Here is a 16,157-nt window from a genome sequence, read left to right as displayed (position 1 = left end):
TTTGAAAAGCGCAATATTTACTATAGCACGTTCATTTTTAAAACGCAACTATTAAATTCGAATAAATTCGAAATTAAAACTTTTTGTTTTCGTTTCGAATTTCTTTGTTGTGATTGCTCACAAGATAGTACTATACATCGTCTATATTTTAAATGCAAGTGTTTTTTAAAAATTAATTTTAAAAGTTGAGTAGAAATCATTCTACTCAACTTTATTTAGATTTCTGTTCTATATTCTATCGCTCTCGATAGCGTTACTTCATCGGCATACTCTAAATCTCCACCGATAGATAACCCTTGTGCGAGTCGCGTCGTTTTTATACCAATCGGTTTAACGAGGCGAGTAATATACATCGCAGTAGTTTCGCCTTCAATATTTGGATTCGTCGCGAGTATTAACTCTTTTACGTTTTCGTCTTTTAATCGCTCAATTAAACTCGGAACATTAATATCCTCTGGACCAATACCATCCATCGGTGAAATCGCACCGTGTAGTACGTGGTATAGTCCGTTATATTCACGCATTTTCTCCATCGCAATGACGTCTTTTGTATCTTGAACGACACATATCATCGAGCGGTCACGGTTTTTATCCCTACATATATAGCATGGATCTTCGTCCGTAATATGACCACAGACCGAACAATATTGTAGTTCTCGTTTGACATCCATCAAACTTTTAGAGAAATCCACAACGTCTGTCTCTTTCATATTGAGAACATAGAACGCGAGACGTTGCGCTGTTTTTGGACCGATACCAGGCAATTTCATAAAACTATCAATAAGTTTTGATATTGGTTCTGGATAATACATATTACATCAGCCCTGGGATGTTTAGCCCTTTAGTATGTTGACCAAGTTTTTCAGAAACGAGTTCGTCCGCTTTATTTAATGCGTCGTTTGTCGCCGCTGTAATTAAGTCTTGTAGCATTTCGATATCTTCTGGATCGACAACTTCCTCGTCAATCACTACATCTAAAATTTCTTTATGACCTGACACTGTTACTTTTACCATACCACCGCCAGCGCTACCTTCTATCTTTTCTTCTTTTAATTTTTGTTGCTCTTCTTCCATCTTCTTTTGCATTTTCTGCATTTGTTTCATCATATTTTGCATGTTACCCATTCCGCCACGCATTTATAAAACCTCCAATAATATATTTACTGTATTTATTTTAATCGGACTGACCTTTTATTTCAACGATACTGCTATCAAAGAGTTCTTTTGCTTTGTCAGAAGACTTTACTTCCTTCATAGTTTCTTCTCTAGATTCTTTAAAATTCGCAACATATTTCTGTCGAACGTCTTCCCAAGCCTCTTCTGGTACTCCGACCACTTTTACTTTCTTCCCTATTATAGGATGAATCAATCGTTCTAATTCTTCTGTTTTATTACTATCGTTGTTTATAAGTTCAGAATGTACCTCGTTTTTAAACTTAATAAGCACTTTCGTTTCACTCGCAGTCACCGGATCTGAGTCTTTAATAAGTGCACGAAGTGAGTTTTGTCCCTGTGCTTCAACGTGTTGTATAACATTTGCCCATTCTCTTTTAATTTTTCCTGTATCTTCATGATTCGCTTTATCGAGTACTTCTTTAATTTTTTCGAAAGAATATGGTTTGTTTCGTGGAATTTTTTTCTCTGTGACCTGTTTGACTTGCACACCATTTTTAAGTGTCGCTTCAAGTGCATTCACTTTTCTTTTTAACGCTTCAATTTCTCCATTATTAGATGAATGAGATTGGTTGTTTACTCCATTATCTTTCTTCAGAACTTCGATCATTTTAACAATGACCACTTCAAGATGAACAGACACATTGACACTAAAGCGCATCATGACCATCGCATCATTTAAAATATCAATCATTTGATAAAGTTTCGAATCATCCACTGTGTTTAGTGCGTATTTGTCATCATCATATAGTATCGTATCTCTTAAATAATAGACGAGTTCATGGACAAGCCGAATCGGATCTTTACCCTCATCTATAAACTGATGATACTTCATAAACGCTTCTCTAGTTTCGAGATTTAAAATGAGTTGCATAAATTCATTTAACTCATCAAATTTAATACCACCAGTAATCATTACTGCGTCATCTAATGTAACTTTATTACCACTAAATGCAATCACTTGGTCGAGAATCGATAACGAATCTCGCATTCCACCTTCAGCTGAACGAGCGATATAAGCGAGAGCATCTTCTTCGTATTCAACATTTTCAGTATCAGATACATACTTTAAGCGTTCAACAATCTCATCTGTTTCAATTGCTTTAAAATCAAAACGTTGCGTTCTAGAAATAATTGTCGCTGGGATTTTATGAGGTTCAGTCGTTGCAAGAATAAAAATTGCATGACTCGGTGGCTCTTCGAGCGTCTTTAAAAGCGCGTTAAAAGCACCTGTTGTTAACATATGGACTTCATCTATAATATACACTTTGTATTTCGCTTCGTTTGGTGCATACTTTACCTTCTCACGAATATTACGTATCTCGTCTACGCCATTATTAGATGCTGCGTCGATTTCAATGACATCATTCGAGCTACCATCAGTAATACTTTTACAAATCGCACAATCATTACACGGCTCCCCACCTTGATTGTTCGGACAATTCACAGCCTTAGCAAAAATTTTAGCGATCGACGTTTTTCCCGTCCCACGTGGACCACTAAAAAGATACGCATGAGATTCTTTGTTACGTTCAATCGCATTTTTTAACGTTTGCGTTATGTGCTTTTGACCGACTACATCGCCAAAACTTTGCGGTCTAAACGCACGATATAGTGCTTGATATCCCAAATTTTCGCACCTACTTTTTTAAAAATATTACTCTAATTATACCATACGTCGACTCATATTTTTCACTGATAAAGAACAACAAAAAAGCAGAACTCAAGGAATTCCCTCAGTTCTGCTTTCTCATAATAAAAAAACCGTGCACCACTTTGTCGAATATCAAACACAAGCGTTACTCACGCATTCGACTCAACCTCGGCTACCCTACGGCACATAGAATGGGCCACTTAATGCTGCTTCCTTCCGGACCTGACATGGTTCATGACGTTCTATTGCATAGGACCGAAGTCTCAACATCGACGTACGTGAGGCAGACCTCACATCTGATTCCTCAAAAGTGGAATTCGGTCTTGCTAGAGCGGATTGCAAGTACAGGGCACCGCTAATTCCCCACTTAGCACGGTAAAATTAATATTAGCAAAAAATAATATCATTGACAACCGTTATCTCTTTTTACGAAGGAAAAGCGCCACTAAGCCTGCGAGCGTTAATAACACAACACCTACAACCGCAAAGATAAGTGCCTTTGAAGCCTCTTTAATTTGAGGATCATTCTTTTGAATTTCTTCCTCTACAACTTCACTCTCGTCTGCGCTGTCATCTTTAATATCGATATCAATATTTACTTTGTTTTTATTTTCAATTTCAACATCGACAGACTCATTTACCGCTTTTCCATTCACTTCTACAACTTTTACAGTATGCGTCCCTGGTTGAAGTTCTTGAGCGACATAGCGCCCATTAGGATCCGTTTCAATCACTCTGTTACCCACTTCAACTTTCGCCTGAACAGGTTTGTCATTTAGTGTCACTCGTCCGCTAATCGAATAGCTCTCTTGATTGACAGCGACGACAACCGATTCCCTAGACGCTTCTTGTTGAACAGGTGTCTCCACTGGTGGAGTGACCTCTTGTTGCGGCTGTTGATTTTGTCCATCATTAGGATTTTGATTCCCATCAGTTCCAGGTGTTTGCAACGAATCACCTGGATTATTATTGCCGTCGTAATTCCCTGGGTTATTATTTTCATCATAATTTCCCGGGTTATTATTTTCATCATAATTTCCCGGGTGATTATTTTCATTATAATCTCCCGGATTTTGATTGTTTAAGTTTCCATCATTTTCATCTGCATAGGCAGGTGTTGAAATGAGTAACCCACCTAGAAGTATCGCAATCGATTTTTTCATTGTAATTCTCCTTCAACACTTCTTTTCGTATTCGTTTATTATAAACATTATACCATGAATAAGCCTATGTCCGTCGGGTTTTTCATTTATCCTACTCTTGATTGTCTCTTTAATGTTTCATAATATAAATAATGAATAAATAATAAAGGATGAAACATATGAGCGAACTTAAAACGAAAGGCTATAAGCGCTACGATTATATGAAAGAACTATACTATGAAGGAATTGAAAAAGACTTTGAAATTCTTCGAGACTATTTCCGTAACGACTTACCTGAAGATGACTACGCAAAAGGGCTAAACCGTTATAGACGTTATTCACGTGCACTCGTATTACCAACGAGTCAACAAATCGAATGGCTACCAAACATTAAAAAAGACGGTAAAGAATATGCAGCATACTTCCAAGGTAAATTTAACCCAGAACACCCGGGTGATTACCGTGAATTCGCAGCAATTGATGATCATATTTTAAACAATACACTGCTTCAAAAAATCATTATGGCAGATTATAATGAGACGTTTTGGAATGATGAAGATCTCATCATGCCAATCCACGTCGGTGTACATTTTGTAAAACTTCGCGTTGAACATGAAGACGACGTTGCGGTTTCATCACCAAACTCGTTACATCAGGACGGTGAGCCTTTTACATTTGCACACCTGATTGAAAGAAGAAACGTTGAAGGTGGCACGAATGCGATTGGCATACCGGAAGTCCGCCATAAACTTCCAGAAGAAACAACAGACGATGAACTACACGAAGTATTTGAAATTACAGAGCCGTTAGAATCATATGGAGTCACAGACCACATGGTCAGTCACTACGTTAGTCCGATCACGCGTGGTGAGAAGGGTGAAGAAGGCCTAAGATCCGTCCTTCTAATTGATTATCAACTGACAGTTGTCGCTGAAATGGAAGAATAAATATACTTCTTTTTAATAAATATTAAGTTTTACGCATATAAAACGTTTCCATGATATAATAATTAAAAACAGATAAAGGAGATAGGTCTATGACGATTCAAGATTTTGTAATTGACTTTGCATTTGCATCTATCCTCGTCTTAATTGGACAGTTCCTCAGATCTAACTTAAAAGTATTCCAAAAGTTCTTCATACCTGCGAGTGTACTCGCTGGATTTTTAGGGCTAATATTTGGTCCAAACGGGCTTGGTTGGATACCATTTTCTGAGGCAATGGGTGGTTATGCTGGTCTTTTAATCATTTTAGTATTCGTAGTCGTTGGAGTTAACGGTTTTGAATTTAAACGTGGCTCTGGTGATGATTCACAACTTAAACGAATTCTTGGATACCAAATATTTAAAATTATCGTGTGGGCACTTCAAATTTTCGTACCACTTGTATTTACAATTGTCGTTCTTAAGAAAATTTGGCCAGGCCTAAACGATGGTTTTGGAATGCTACTTCACTCTGGATTTTACGGTGGACACGGAACAGCAGCTGCTGTAGGTTCAACGTTTAAAGATCTTGGGTTTGAAGATGCACAGGATATCGCAATTACATTTGCAACGTTCGGTATTCTTACTGGAATTTTCGGTGGTATTATTTTAATCAACATCGCAGCACGTAAAGGTCAGACAGCTTATATGAAAGACTTTAAGTTCATCGATGGAGATATGAAAACTGGACTAATTTCTTTCCAGAATAGACGTCCATTCGGTCAACAAACAATCTCTTCTGTTTCGCTAGATACATTAACATATCACGGCGCATTTATCGTCGCATTAACAGGTATGACGATCGTACTTAACAGATGGCTTGCTGAGCATGTATTAGCTGGAATTCCTGACTTTACTCTCGGATTCATCTTAGCGCTTATATTCTTCTTACTTCTTAGAAATACGCCAGTATATGATTACATCGACAAAGATGTGAATACGAGAATTTCAGGTTCCGCAACGGATTATCTCGTTATTTTCGGTATTGCGTCAGTTAAACTAGATGTCGTTATGTCTTATGCTGGACCGATTATTTTATCACTGATTGTTGGTTGGTTACTTGTATTCATTATCATTTGGCCACTCGGTAAGGCATACAGTAAAAACGACTGGTTCGAGCGTTCAATTTTCGTATACGGTTATTTAACAGGGGTATTCGCAATCGGATTTGTATTATACAGAATTGTCGACCCAGACAACGTATCTGAAACAATAGAAGATACAGCGATGACACCAGCAACAAACATCGCCGAAATTGTCGTGTGGTCACTGTTCCCAGCACTACTAATTAGTGGGCAGTGGCTCATTGCAGCAGCAATTCCATTTGTAATTCTTATCGGAAGTGTTATCGCAACAAAAGTTACAGGCACATGGGTATTTAACGTACCAGATAGCGAACGAAATGTATTAAAAAATCAAATGAAATAACAAAAAGGCAAGATTCTAATATAAATAATAGAATCTTGCCTTAAATGTATTACTTATAAATATTTGAACGATTGCCTACAGAAATAATATTAATAATGATTTATCATCATAAATACTAGTTATTATTCTGTACTTTCCTATACGATATCTCCAATATTCATTCAGATTTCCTTTACAATGTCTTAAATATTCTGTTAAAAGGTCTATAGTAATATGAATAATAGTCCATCCAAGCATCAACATTACCTTTTGCCTCAATATTGCTCAAAGCATGATTAAATTCTTCTATACCGACTTGTAGTCTCATAATATACCGCCTGTCTTACAAAAGATTGATGCCAATGCCTATAACGCTTTTGCCCTAGATGTTTCATGGCTTAATCCTATAATCTAAGCTCCATCATTAATTGGACACCATATTCTGTTACCTCTTCGTCTATTGTTTCAAAACCTTGCTTTTTCCACATTCTAACAGCCGGCTCGTTTTCTCTGATAACACTGAGCCGAATCTTCCGCATGTCTTTTCCTTTAACATAAGCAACAGCGTGATTATATACTTGTTGACCAATACCCTGTTTCCTATAATTTTGATCGATGACCAAGTAACCTATCATACAGGTGTAAATTTTAGGATAATTGAATAGGATGTCTAGAAAACCAATAAGATTCTCTTCTCTATAGATGCCATACACTTCTTTATTTTTTATATCTATGCCGGGAGGCACATCCAATAGGAATTCTTTTATAACTTCATCAAAAGATGGGACGACCTCCATATAATCTCTGAAATGATCTGTATTCCTCATGATGAAGTTATAAAAGGGCTTAAAATCTTTTTCCTTGTCAAGTAATTTTAATTTAAAGGGTTGCATTTAACTTTCTCTCGCTAATGTTAATTTATAATGAGTTATTGAATTATGGGTCCCATGGTGTTCTTCAATTTCTTTGAAATTTATCTTCTCCAACATTCTCCTTGAGCGCTTATTTTTCTCGTGTGTTTTAGCAATAAAAGTCGTAATGCCCAGTTCGCTTGAAGTATTTTCAATTGTATGATCTATTGCTTCCGTGCCAATACCCTTTCCCCACAATTCACTCTCACCGATGGCAATTTCTAATTCAACTGTTTCTTTATCTATAAATGTAACATCCACATATTCGACTATTTTTTTCAAATTCTATTCCTTCTCTAATACACTCTGCTGAATCATTATTTACTTGAAGTATCCACCACTTGTGTATTTCTTCTTCATTTCTGTTTAGCTTCCATCCATTTGACGAGCAAAATTTTTGCTCTTCACTCCAGTCCAACACATAAGTGATGTCAGACTGTCGTATTAGTCTAACTGAAACATTTTCTGAAGATATTTTTTGTTCCATTAGTTCAACTCCTTCAACATCTTCTCAAATAAGAAGATGTTTGCTGATTCATCTGATTATTCATTCCACGATATAACTTCAGCATTTTCAATTGAAACTTGTCCTATACTCAATATGTGGGGAACAAGATGGAACATTCCGAACCTATTTCTCTTGTTGCTTTCCCTTTGAAAGTAGTCAAATGTCTCTTTGGGTATCTTATCCAGTTCTTCGTAATCATCAATTTTTAGCAAATCAATATTGCTGGGGGATATGGGAGCGGATGGTCCTCCATAATATTTCTGGTTGTAATAATATATTGCATTTTCGTTCCCTTGCAGATTCTCTATAGGAATCTTATAGAATTTGACCTCATCAGGTACATTTACGTTCAACTCTTTCATTGCTTGGTAGATGTGATTAGGGTGTAACGGAGAAAAATGGACCACATCATTCCATCGGCAATTCAATTTGGGTACCTTTCTCTCCAATAATAACTTGCGATCAGGAGAATTGTTATACTTATCCATGTATTTTTCATAGAGCTGAGCATCGATTTCCTTTATTTGATTTAGAGGAATCAGCTTTTCTCCGAGCATACTATTAGGTACTAGATGGTATACATATTTCAAAGTGATATCTCCTTTTAGTGCTGTGATTTTTATAAGTAACATCACAAATACATGTCTTTTCATAAAATATTTTCTTTTTCTTCTTTGAGAATAATATTTAGCTACTTAAATAAGGATTGAATCTTTAGAGCAACTTCTTTTAGTATAACATTAATCAATGACCGCTTCTCTATATCTATCCAGATTGGTCGATATACTCCTCTAAAAGAATCGAGTCAGATATAAAAGGATTACTAAAGAACTCAAAATATATGTTCTTTAATAATGAAAATTTCTCTACTATATATACAAATATTATTGAAATGATACTATCTTTATTCTTCTTCATAAGGTTCAAATATTGTCCAAAATATAGTGTCTGTTCAATAAATTTAGTCTAACAGTAACCGTGGACATAGTAACATCCCTTTAAGGGTTACATTGGAACACATACTTGGTGAATACTATAAACCACACTCAAGACGATTTAGTTGTTCTTGTGTAATTCTTATTCTGTATCATCCGCTTAAATTCCCTGCACTTTTAAAATAAAAAGTTCTATGATCCGTAGGGCTTTCCATGCCTTTATACAACAAAAACTTCCTAAAATAAGTGTTTATTTTAAGAAGTTTTTGTTATTCTATCTTATTGATATATATTTCATCTATCTACCAATGCTTTAAAAATATCAGCATCTTCTTTCAAAATGGAATTGACTTTATCCATATCTAAGTTTCCTTTTTTAACTTCTAAAGATATCTTATTATTATCTTCTATAAATCGTATTGTATCATTCACATTAACATCTAAAGCTTTTAATACATTATTAGGTATCTCGATATTAAGTACCCGATTATTAACTTTTAGTTCACTTAAAATTCTCACTTTTATCCCTCCGTTTTCATTTTTTATATAATAGAGAGTAATAATATTATATCATGAAATATTATTTATTAACTTATACGTACCTTTATTTAAGTTTAGTCTATCATCTAAATAATTTAAATATTTTCTACCACTCTTATTATTTTGAGTGTGTAGATGCTAGTATGCAAAGTAAATAAATATCCATCGAAACACGAAAAATAAAACTGAGTGAAAACGAACGGATTAAAGAAATGCATTCGCATTTCTATCATGTACTTATAAAATAAAGTATGAATTTTTACTAATAGTAACAACACGTAATACTACTGTAAGTAAAAAGTGCTACACTCTTATTAAGAGCATAACACTTAATTCAATAACATACTTAAAATTAATTAAAATATTCTCTAATAAAAGTATATATTTTTGTATAGCAATCAATTATATTATTATATTCATTTAGCCCATGACCTTCTTCTTCATAGCTAAGATGGTAAACTGGTACTCTTTTTTTTAATTTTTCTACGATATAATTTAAATCATCTTTGTTATTACGTATATCTTTACCACCAGAAATAAACATAACCGGGCTATCAATATTCGATATATGGTAGTAAGGAGATATTCTTTTTAAATGATCGGGATTCTCAGTAGGGTGGCCAATTTTTCTATAAAAAATATATTTATAGTTATCCCAAGACTCTGGTAAATTTTTTAGTGAATTTAACCAATTATAAACTCCAAATAAATTTATAGCAAATCTAAAAGTGCCAGGAAAAAAGGCAAGTGATGATAACGATAAAGTTGCACCATAACTAATTCCGATTATACCTACTTTACTTAAATCTATATTTGGATTATTTTTAAAATAATCTTTAGCTTCGATACAGTCTTTTAAGTCTTCAATTCCATGTTCTCCATCAATTGAATTTAGATAATCTTTACCATAACCGCTACTACCTCTATGGTTTATAGCAAATACTGAATATCCACTTAAACATAAAAATTGAATTAATATATCAAAATTTAAAATAAATTGCCCACCAGGGCCACCATGAACCAGAATTATTAATGGAGATTTGCTTTTATTCGATAAATATAGTTGACCATATATTGTTATTCCTTTTTTATTTTTATATTTTATAGGATTACCTTCAATAAAGATATTCTTATCATTAGTCATTCCAGTAACATTTGTTAACTTGGTAATACTGTATTTCTTTAAATTTATATTATATAGATCTCCAGGAGTATTACTCTTTTCTATTAAAACAACTAGATTTTTTTCATCATCAGAAAAACTTAAAGACTTTATTGTACCTTTAGGTAAAAAACTCATATCTAAAGCGGTATTACTTGTTAAATCATAAATATTTAATCTAAAAATACCATTCTCATTAGTGATATATGACAAATAATTATTACAAGGTGAATTTATAGCTAATATAATGTCCCAATGATGCTTATAAGTTTTTTTAACTTTTAATGTATTTAAACAAATCACTTTTAAATATTGATAATTATGATTATCTGTAGTTAAGATATACAGACAATCTTTGATAAAAAATTGTGGAACTCCATCATCTAAAATTTTTACAGAATTATTATTTAGATTTTCAATTTTAATTTTAGAATTACTATTTTTTAAATTACTTAAAATAATATTTTCACCATTATCAGAAATAGATAATATAATATCTTTATTTATATTATTAAAATGAAGTTTTATTTCTCCAGTTTGTAAATTTAAACTGTATACATCCATATATTTTTCATCTCTAATATTAGACTCAAAATATAAAATTTGATCTTCTTTGTTTAATTTTAAAAAATATGAATTTTGATTGGGCGTTAAATTTTGAATGTTACCATCTTTATACATATATATATTGCAAGTTTCATTATCTTTTTTTTCAAATATAAAATTATTATTTTTATTTATATAAGAGATTATCTTTATTACTTTATTACTAGAAAATAAAGCTTTTTTTTCCTTTGTCTTTAAACTAAGAGAATTAACAGTATATTTACCCTCAATCAATGAAGTATAAATAACATAGTTATTATTCATTGATATGTATTGAATTGCTTCAATACTATGCATTCTTTTAAGTAAATCAAGGTTAATTTTTACTCCTCCTTTCTTATCTCTAATTGATAATCATCATTCGCTTCATTAATAATATTAGTTTTAAGTAAAAAAATAGTTACAATTAATGTTAAAAAACCAGCAAATATATTGACTACAAAATATAACTCCAAGTCATAGAGCAAACCAAATATGAAAAAGCCTATTGGCATTGTCATCATAGAGAAAACAGAAATTAAAGAAAATACTCTCCCTTTCATAGAATCATCAATAGTTGTTTGATAGTAACTCATGATAGGTGTATTAACAAATTGAACACATAAAGTAATTAATATAAATAATAATGAAATCAAAATAGTATTTCCTATATCACTTAACTCTAAATATATTGGTAAAGGTAACAGAGCAATAATAATCGCAAATAACATGCTAAATATTTTAGCGATCGACAAAGGCTTTTCAAAAACTTTCACCGTACTAATAATCATGCCACCTAAAATAGTACCTACAGATAATGCCGCATAACAAAATCCTACTAAAGTTGAATTAAGTTCTAAAATATTGATGAGCATCTTAGCAGGCAATATACTAATTGTTGTCGTAACAAAGTTTATAAAGAATAAATAGATTATAATCATTTTAAGGATGCTACTCTCTTTAATATATTGAATTCCACCCGAAACATCTTTGAAGAATTGTTTTATACTCGAAATTTCTTCGTTTTTTTCCTCAATCTGATTCTGTTGTTTAAATTTTAAATTAAAGTCAAAACTTAATGCGATGATATTAAATACAATAAAAATCATAATCATTATTTCAAATGAAAAAATTCCAATTAAAGCACCTGCTATAATGGGTCCTAAAAGTGATGCAGATTCTGTTAGTATAGACGAGTATCCATATACTTTTTGAACTTTATCAACATTAAATAATGCAGTAATCGCTGACTGAAAAGCATTCCCAACAAAAGATCCTGTAATCGTCATTAGTGCCGTAGTAATATACAAAGCGATTAAATTAAATCCAAAATAGTATGTATAGACTAATAATCCTATTAATATAAGAGGATCAAGTGCTTCACCCAGGATAATTATACTTTTCTTGTTTCTAGAATCTGATATCACACCTGCTACTGGTAAGAATAATAGTGATATAAGAGTAAAAATTATTAAGTTAATAGACGAATATATAGCGGAACCAGTGTAATACATAATGTAAAACGATACTGCAAATGTATAAGTGTTACTACCAAAAGCAAGAAATGCGCGACTGAGTAAATATAAAATTAAGTTTTTATTCCAAAAACCTTCTTTAGTCATTATTTCACTTCCTTTAATCAAAATAACTGTCGATAAATACATAGTAATTACGATCATTATTATTAAATCTATTCATTAATTCAATTAAACCTGAACCACCATTACTATAATCACAGCCGTATTTATACATAAGCTGTCCTGGTAAATTTAATGTATTATCTTCATTTTCTTTTAATATTGAGAGCAAATTATCTAATAATGACAATGTATTTTTATTATCAAAATCATTAATGAAGAAATTTATATCATAATGAACATTTATTAATCCTGTAAGCCCTGAAAAAAGACTTAAATCAACAGAGAATTGTGATTCAATTCCTTTAACTAATTTTTCTAAAATTTTTTCATCAAAAATATCAGAGTTTTCACTAACATACCTTAAGAAAACAGCTAAAATCCCTGCCGTACCTGAAGAAAGATAAGGATAATAAATTGATGTCTTTTTATTTCGCTCCTCCGGATAAAGCCATGATTTTTCTATTTCTTTAAATTCATATAAATCTTTACATAAGATTTCATATCCATAATTAAAATATTTTTCTTGGCCAGTAGCTTTATATATATAGTAAAAAAGCAAAGCAATTCCTGTATATCCCTTGTTAAGTCCAATTTTTGAAATATATACAGGGTCTTTTTTATACAATTGCTCTATTATCCAGTCACACACTCTTTCAGCAACAGATAAATATTCTTGATTATTACAAATCAAATAACTTTTCAGTAAAGCAAGAGCTTTGCCTGCTAAACCATCTTCAATTGAAAAATTTGTTTCTTTATTATTAATAGAATTTTTAACGTTCTTTAATAATGAATTAATCAGTGGATTTACTGAATGTTCTTGTTCCTCGATATCTAAGTCTAATAATGTCCATATTATACCTGCTGTTCCATCTAATAAACTAAAATCTAATTGCTCTGAATTCATATATAGATTATATTGATATAACAAAAATTCTTTAATATTTTCAACATCAACTTTTATATTAGCATTAAGATTTTTTATTTTGTTTACTGAAAAAAGTACACCTGCTGTTCCAGATGCTAATCCTATATAGTTTTTTGCAAATGGATTTGAAGGGAACATTAATTCAAAGTCTTCTACTTTATTATCATCTATAAAATTGTATGCTTTTATTATTTTGTCTGAAATATTTAATTCTGATAAGGTTAAAGAATATTCCGGAAATTTAATATTATTTATCAACTTTTCCATTTCTATAAAAGATATATTACTAACAGATCCATAATATACTAAGTTTTTAATATAATTACAAAATTCTATTGGTATATTAAATTTTTTATTTAAAAACAATAAATGTCTTTCAATAAAACTATCATCAATAGTAGATAAATTTATTGTTGGACTCAACATATTAAATGCTAAATAACCTATGCTTTTATAATCTCGATTAACCGATAAGTTCACATCTTTCTCATCATGAAAACCTCTAGTACCGATTAGAATTTTTTCACCTGCTTCATTTAGATTAATTGCTCCATCTAAATCTATAATAGTAGGATTTAACTTCTCATCCAAAATTATATTTTCTGGACTTATATCATTAATTAATATATTATGTTTATGAACTTTTTTAATTAATTTTATTATTTTATTAATAATTATGAATATTTCTTTCAAATAATTTTTAAAAGTATCTAAGCCTTGTCTAGATTTTACAAAATAACTATTATTTAATAAATATTCCTTTACGGTTACACCTGGAACATAGGTTTCTACTATATAAGTGTGTTCCCATTCTTTAAAGATATCTATGGGCTTTGGAAACTCATTATCTGTAAAATGAGTTTGAAAATATTTTAAAAGTTTATATTCATTTTTTTTCATTTTTTCTGAATCAGTATTTTTGCCAAACTCTGCAGTATATGGTCTAGCTTCTTTTATTATAACCTTTTCATTATTGGTAAGATTCAATGCTAAATATGTTCCTCCAGCATTAGTGAATCTGATAGCTTTTTCTATTTTATATTTTTTTCCTAAATATTTAGGCTCATTATTAGGTGAAATAGGGAAGGGATCTTTAACCCATGTAGGTATTCTAAAAACAGGAGAACGATCATCAACAAATATTTGATTATCTGGACCGTATATAAGAGCACTTTTACTTTTGGGTAATATTTGTCCATAACGATAGTAAAGCACCTTATTATTATTAAATCTTCTATCTGTAAGTATGTATGGTCCAACATAATTTTTTAGTAACATATCCAAACCTTTTATATGCTCAAAAAATTCATCATTATTTCTTGGATATATCGTCATAAATTTACCAGAAGATCCTCTTTGAGCATTCTTGTTGTTCATTAGCTCAAAAATATAATCATCTAACCAAAATTTAAAAGAGATATTATTATCAAAACAATATTTAGATACAATAGATAATATTTCCTTGTTATTATGCTTAGATGCTGAAACGTGTATTTTCCATCCATGCTCTGGTAATTTTTCTTTTTTGGGTGAATATTGTATAAATATTCTATCCCTGATTGCTTGCCAATTATGTACATTATTTTTCTCAGTAATTTTAAAAAATGTTTTATCATAATTATAGAATCGTATAGGTAAATAAAATTTTTCATTAGCAATGAAATTTATAGTTGCCATACTATGCATATAATCACCTCGATATAATTAAAAGGGGGATTTTAATAATGAAATTGTCTTAAAAATTAAACTATTAATTTATCCGTAAACTAAGGTTTAACAATGCAAAGTGCACATGAATGACTATTAGAACTAGCAAAAGCTACTTCTTCTTGACTAGAATTAGTATTAAGTTCTTGCAGATTTAAAATGTATTCCATAATTATTCACCCTTTCTTCCCCCTTATTCTAAATAATATATCATAATGAAAGCGTTGTCTATATAATTTTAATGAAAATTCTGATTTTTTTAGATAAAACATAAAATATATCCTTGATTTAAAAGTGATGCTAATTTTTCTGTAAATGCCTGTTTTAAAATTTCTTTCACTTCATCATATTTATACAACTTCATATTTACTGTTTGTTTTCTCATATTACCTCCTAATATCTTATTGTTTATAGTATGTTAAGCACTCATACGAGTGCTTAACTTTAGTAATAGAAATAAATCATAGAGCCTTGTAAGTTTCCTTTGTAAAAATCTTTAATATATTGTGCCATCATATTATTATCTGTTTCTGTTAATTTAAACTCATCATCTACTAATAGATAAGCAAGTGCTTCTTCTAATGTATGGTATTCTTCAATCCATACATCTGAAGTTGAATTATCAATCGCAAGCCAGATACCTAATTCTTCATCTTTAAATAAGAATCGTGCAATTTCTTCATCATCAAAATTACATGTTGTTTCCAATGTAAGTAATAAATCATCAATCTTTTTTTCGTCATTAAGTATGATTACGTCTGTTTTACCAATTCCCTCATAAAATCGTATTGTCATAATTTCTTTTTCTTTAATCATCTTTATAACTCCTTTTTTCTTCCACTCTTATTCTTTTGAGTGTGTAGATGATATTTTATTTACGCAT

18 protein-coding genes and 1 other RNA gene are annotated in these 16,157 nt (G+C 31.2%); 2 read left to right on the top strand and 17 right to left on the bottom strand.

The features are described from left to right. Window positions 1-215: 215 nt before the first annotated feature. The 5 genes from recR to HMPREF3029_RS01340 all read right to left on the bottom strand — a co-directional run bounded on the left by recR (window position 216) and on the right by HMPREF3029_RS01340 (window position 3,990). Window positions 216-812, bottom strand: a complete 597-nt coding sequence (gene recR / locus HMPREF3029_RS01360) for a recombination mediator RecR (protein ID WP_068131143.1) — start codon at window positions 810-812, stop codon at window positions 216-218. 1 nt (window position 813) lies between these two features. Next, a complete protein-coding gene (locus tag HMPREF3029_RS01355; protein WP_068131140.1) occupies window positions 814-1,137 on the bottom strand; it encodes a YbaB/EbfC family nucleoid-associated protein in 324 nt (107 codons plus the stop codon). A gap of 37 nt (window positions 1,138-1,174) precedes the next feature. Next, window positions 1,175-2,803, bottom strand: coding sequence for a DNA polymerase III subunit gamma/tau (gene dnaX / locus HMPREF3029_RS01350; RefSeq protein WP_070622553.1), 1,629 nt, complete (start codon window positions 2,801-2,803; stop codon window positions 1,175-1,177). A 134-nt stretch (window positions 2,804-2,937) separates the two neighbouring features. Further along, window positions 2,938-3,203: signal recognition particle sRNA large type (gene ffs / locus HMPREF3029_RS01345), an RNA gene on the bottom strand. Window positions 3,204-3,243: 40 nt separating this feature from the next. Continuing rightward, on the bottom strand, window positions 3,244-3,990 hold the full coding sequence (locus HMPREF3029_RS01340) for a carboxypeptidase-like regulatory domain-containing protein (protein WP_070456158.1): 747 nt from the start codon (window positions 3,988-3,990) through the stop codon (window positions 3,244-3,246). A 158-nt stretch (window positions 3,991-4,148) separates the two neighbouring features. Between HMPREF3029_RS01340 and HMPREF3029_RS01335 the strand changes: the two genes are divergently transcribed. Both HMPREF3029_RS01335 and HMPREF3029_RS01330 read left to right on the top strand, forming a co-directional pair. Further along, window positions 4,149-4,916, top strand: coding sequence for a 2OG-Fe dioxygenase family protein (locus HMPREF3029_RS01335; protein ID WP_083286794.1), 768 nt, complete (start codon window positions 4,149-4,151; stop codon window positions 4,914-4,916). Window positions 4,917-5,005: 89 nt separating this feature from the next. After that, window positions 5,006-6,379, top strand: coding sequence for a sodium/glutamate symporter (locus tag HMPREF3029_RS01330; RefSeq protein ID WP_070456162.1), 1,374 nt, complete (start codon window positions 5,006-5,008; stop codon window positions 6,377-6,379). Window positions 6,380-6,551: 172 nt separating this feature from the next. Here HMPREF3029_RS01330 and HMPREF3029_RS09665 read toward each other — a convergent pair whose 3' ends face one another. From HMPREF3029_RS09665 to HMPREF3029_RS01290, 12 genes are all read right to left on the bottom strand, one after another. Beyond that, entirely contained in the window at window positions 6,552-6,686 is a 135-nt protein-coding gene (locus HMPREF3029_RS09665) for a hypothetical protein (protein WP_256374318.1), read from the bottom strand. Between the two features lie 76 nt (window positions 6,687-6,762). Continuing rightward, window positions 6,763-7,251 (bottom strand): GNAT family N-acetyltransferase, encoded by a 489-nt coding sequence (locus HMPREF3029_RS01325; RefSeq protein ID WP_070456164.1) that lies wholly within the window; start codon window positions 7,249-7,251, stop codon window positions 6,763-6,765. Continuing rightward, complete coding sequence (locus HMPREF3029_RS09060) at window positions 7,252-7,551, bottom strand: GNAT family N-acetyltransferase (protein ID WP_083286795.1); 300 nt, start codon at window positions 7,549-7,551, stop codon at window positions 7,252-7,254. Beyond that, on the bottom strand, window positions 7,508-7,756 hold the full coding sequence (locus tag HMPREF3029_RS09055) for a hypothetical protein (protein WP_083286796.1): 249 nt from the start codon (window positions 7,754-7,756) through the stop codon (window positions 7,508-7,510). The genes HMPREF3029_RS09060 and HMPREF3029_RS09055 overlap by 44 nt, the downstream gene beginning before the upstream one ends. 56 nt (window positions 7,757-7,812) lie before the next feature. Continuing rightward, a complete protein-coding gene (locus HMPREF3029_RS01315) occupies window positions 7,813-8,430 on the bottom strand; it encodes a hypothetical protein (protein WP_083302035.1) in 618 nt (205 codons plus the stop codon). Between the two features lie 576 nt (window positions 8,431-9,006). Continuing rightward, on the bottom strand, window positions 9,007-9,231 hold the full coding sequence (locus tag HMPREF3029_RS01310; protein ID WP_070622552.1) for a hypothetical protein: 225 nt from the start codon (window positions 9,229-9,231) through the stop codon (window positions 9,007-9,009). A gap of 373 nt (window positions 9,232-9,604) precedes the next feature. Next, a complete protein-coding gene (locus tag HMPREF3029_RS01305; protein WP_070458434.1) occupies window positions 9,605-11,317 on the bottom strand; it encodes an alpha/beta hydrolase family protein in 1,713 nt (570 codons plus the stop codon). A gap of 26 nt (window positions 11,318-11,343) precedes the next feature. After that, the gene (locus tag HMPREF3029_RS01300) at window positions 11,344-12,621 is read right to left on the bottom strand and encodes an MFS transporter (RefSeq protein WP_070458437.1); all 1,278 of its coding nucleotides are present in this window, start codon (window positions 12,619-12,621) and stop codon (window positions 11,344-11,346) included. 13 nt (window positions 12,622-12,634) lie between these two features. Continuing rightward, window positions 12,635-15,253: a class III lanthionine synthetase LanKC N-terminal domain-containing protein gene (locus HMPREF3029_RS01295; protein WP_070622551.1), complete on the bottom strand. Its 2,619-nt coding sequence runs from the start codon at window positions 15,251-15,253 to the stop codon at window positions 12,635-12,637. Window positions 15,254-15,333: 80 nt separating this feature from the next. Continuing rightward, complete coding sequence (locus tag HMPREF3029_RS09695) at window positions 15,334-15,444, bottom strand: class III lanthipeptide (protein WP_210388792.1); 111 nt, start codon at window positions 15,442-15,444, stop codon at window positions 15,334-15,336. 89 nt (window positions 15,445-15,533) lie between these two features. Continuing rightward, window positions 15,534-15,659, bottom strand: a complete 126-nt coding sequence (locus HMPREF3029_RS09660) for a hypothetical protein (protein ID WP_256374317.1) — start codon at window positions 15,657-15,659, stop codon at window positions 15,534-15,536. A 59-nt stretch (window positions 15,660-15,718) separates the two neighbouring features. Then, window positions 15,719-16,090, bottom strand: coding sequence for a hypothetical protein (locus HMPREF3029_RS01290; RefSeq protein WP_070709330.1), 372 nt, complete (start codon window positions 16,088-16,090; stop codon window positions 15,719-15,721). Between the last annotated feature and the right edge of the window lie 67 nt (window positions 16,091-16,157).

The organism is Nosocomiicoccus sp. HMSC059G07 (assembly GCF_001815515.1).
Lineage (GTDB): Bacteria > Bacillota > Bacilli > Staphylococcales > Salinicoccaceae > Nosocomiicoccus > Nosocomiicoccus ampullae_A.
The sequence above is the reverse complement of the archived record's forward strand: the minus strand, read 5'-3'. Positions and strand labels throughout refer to the sequence as shown.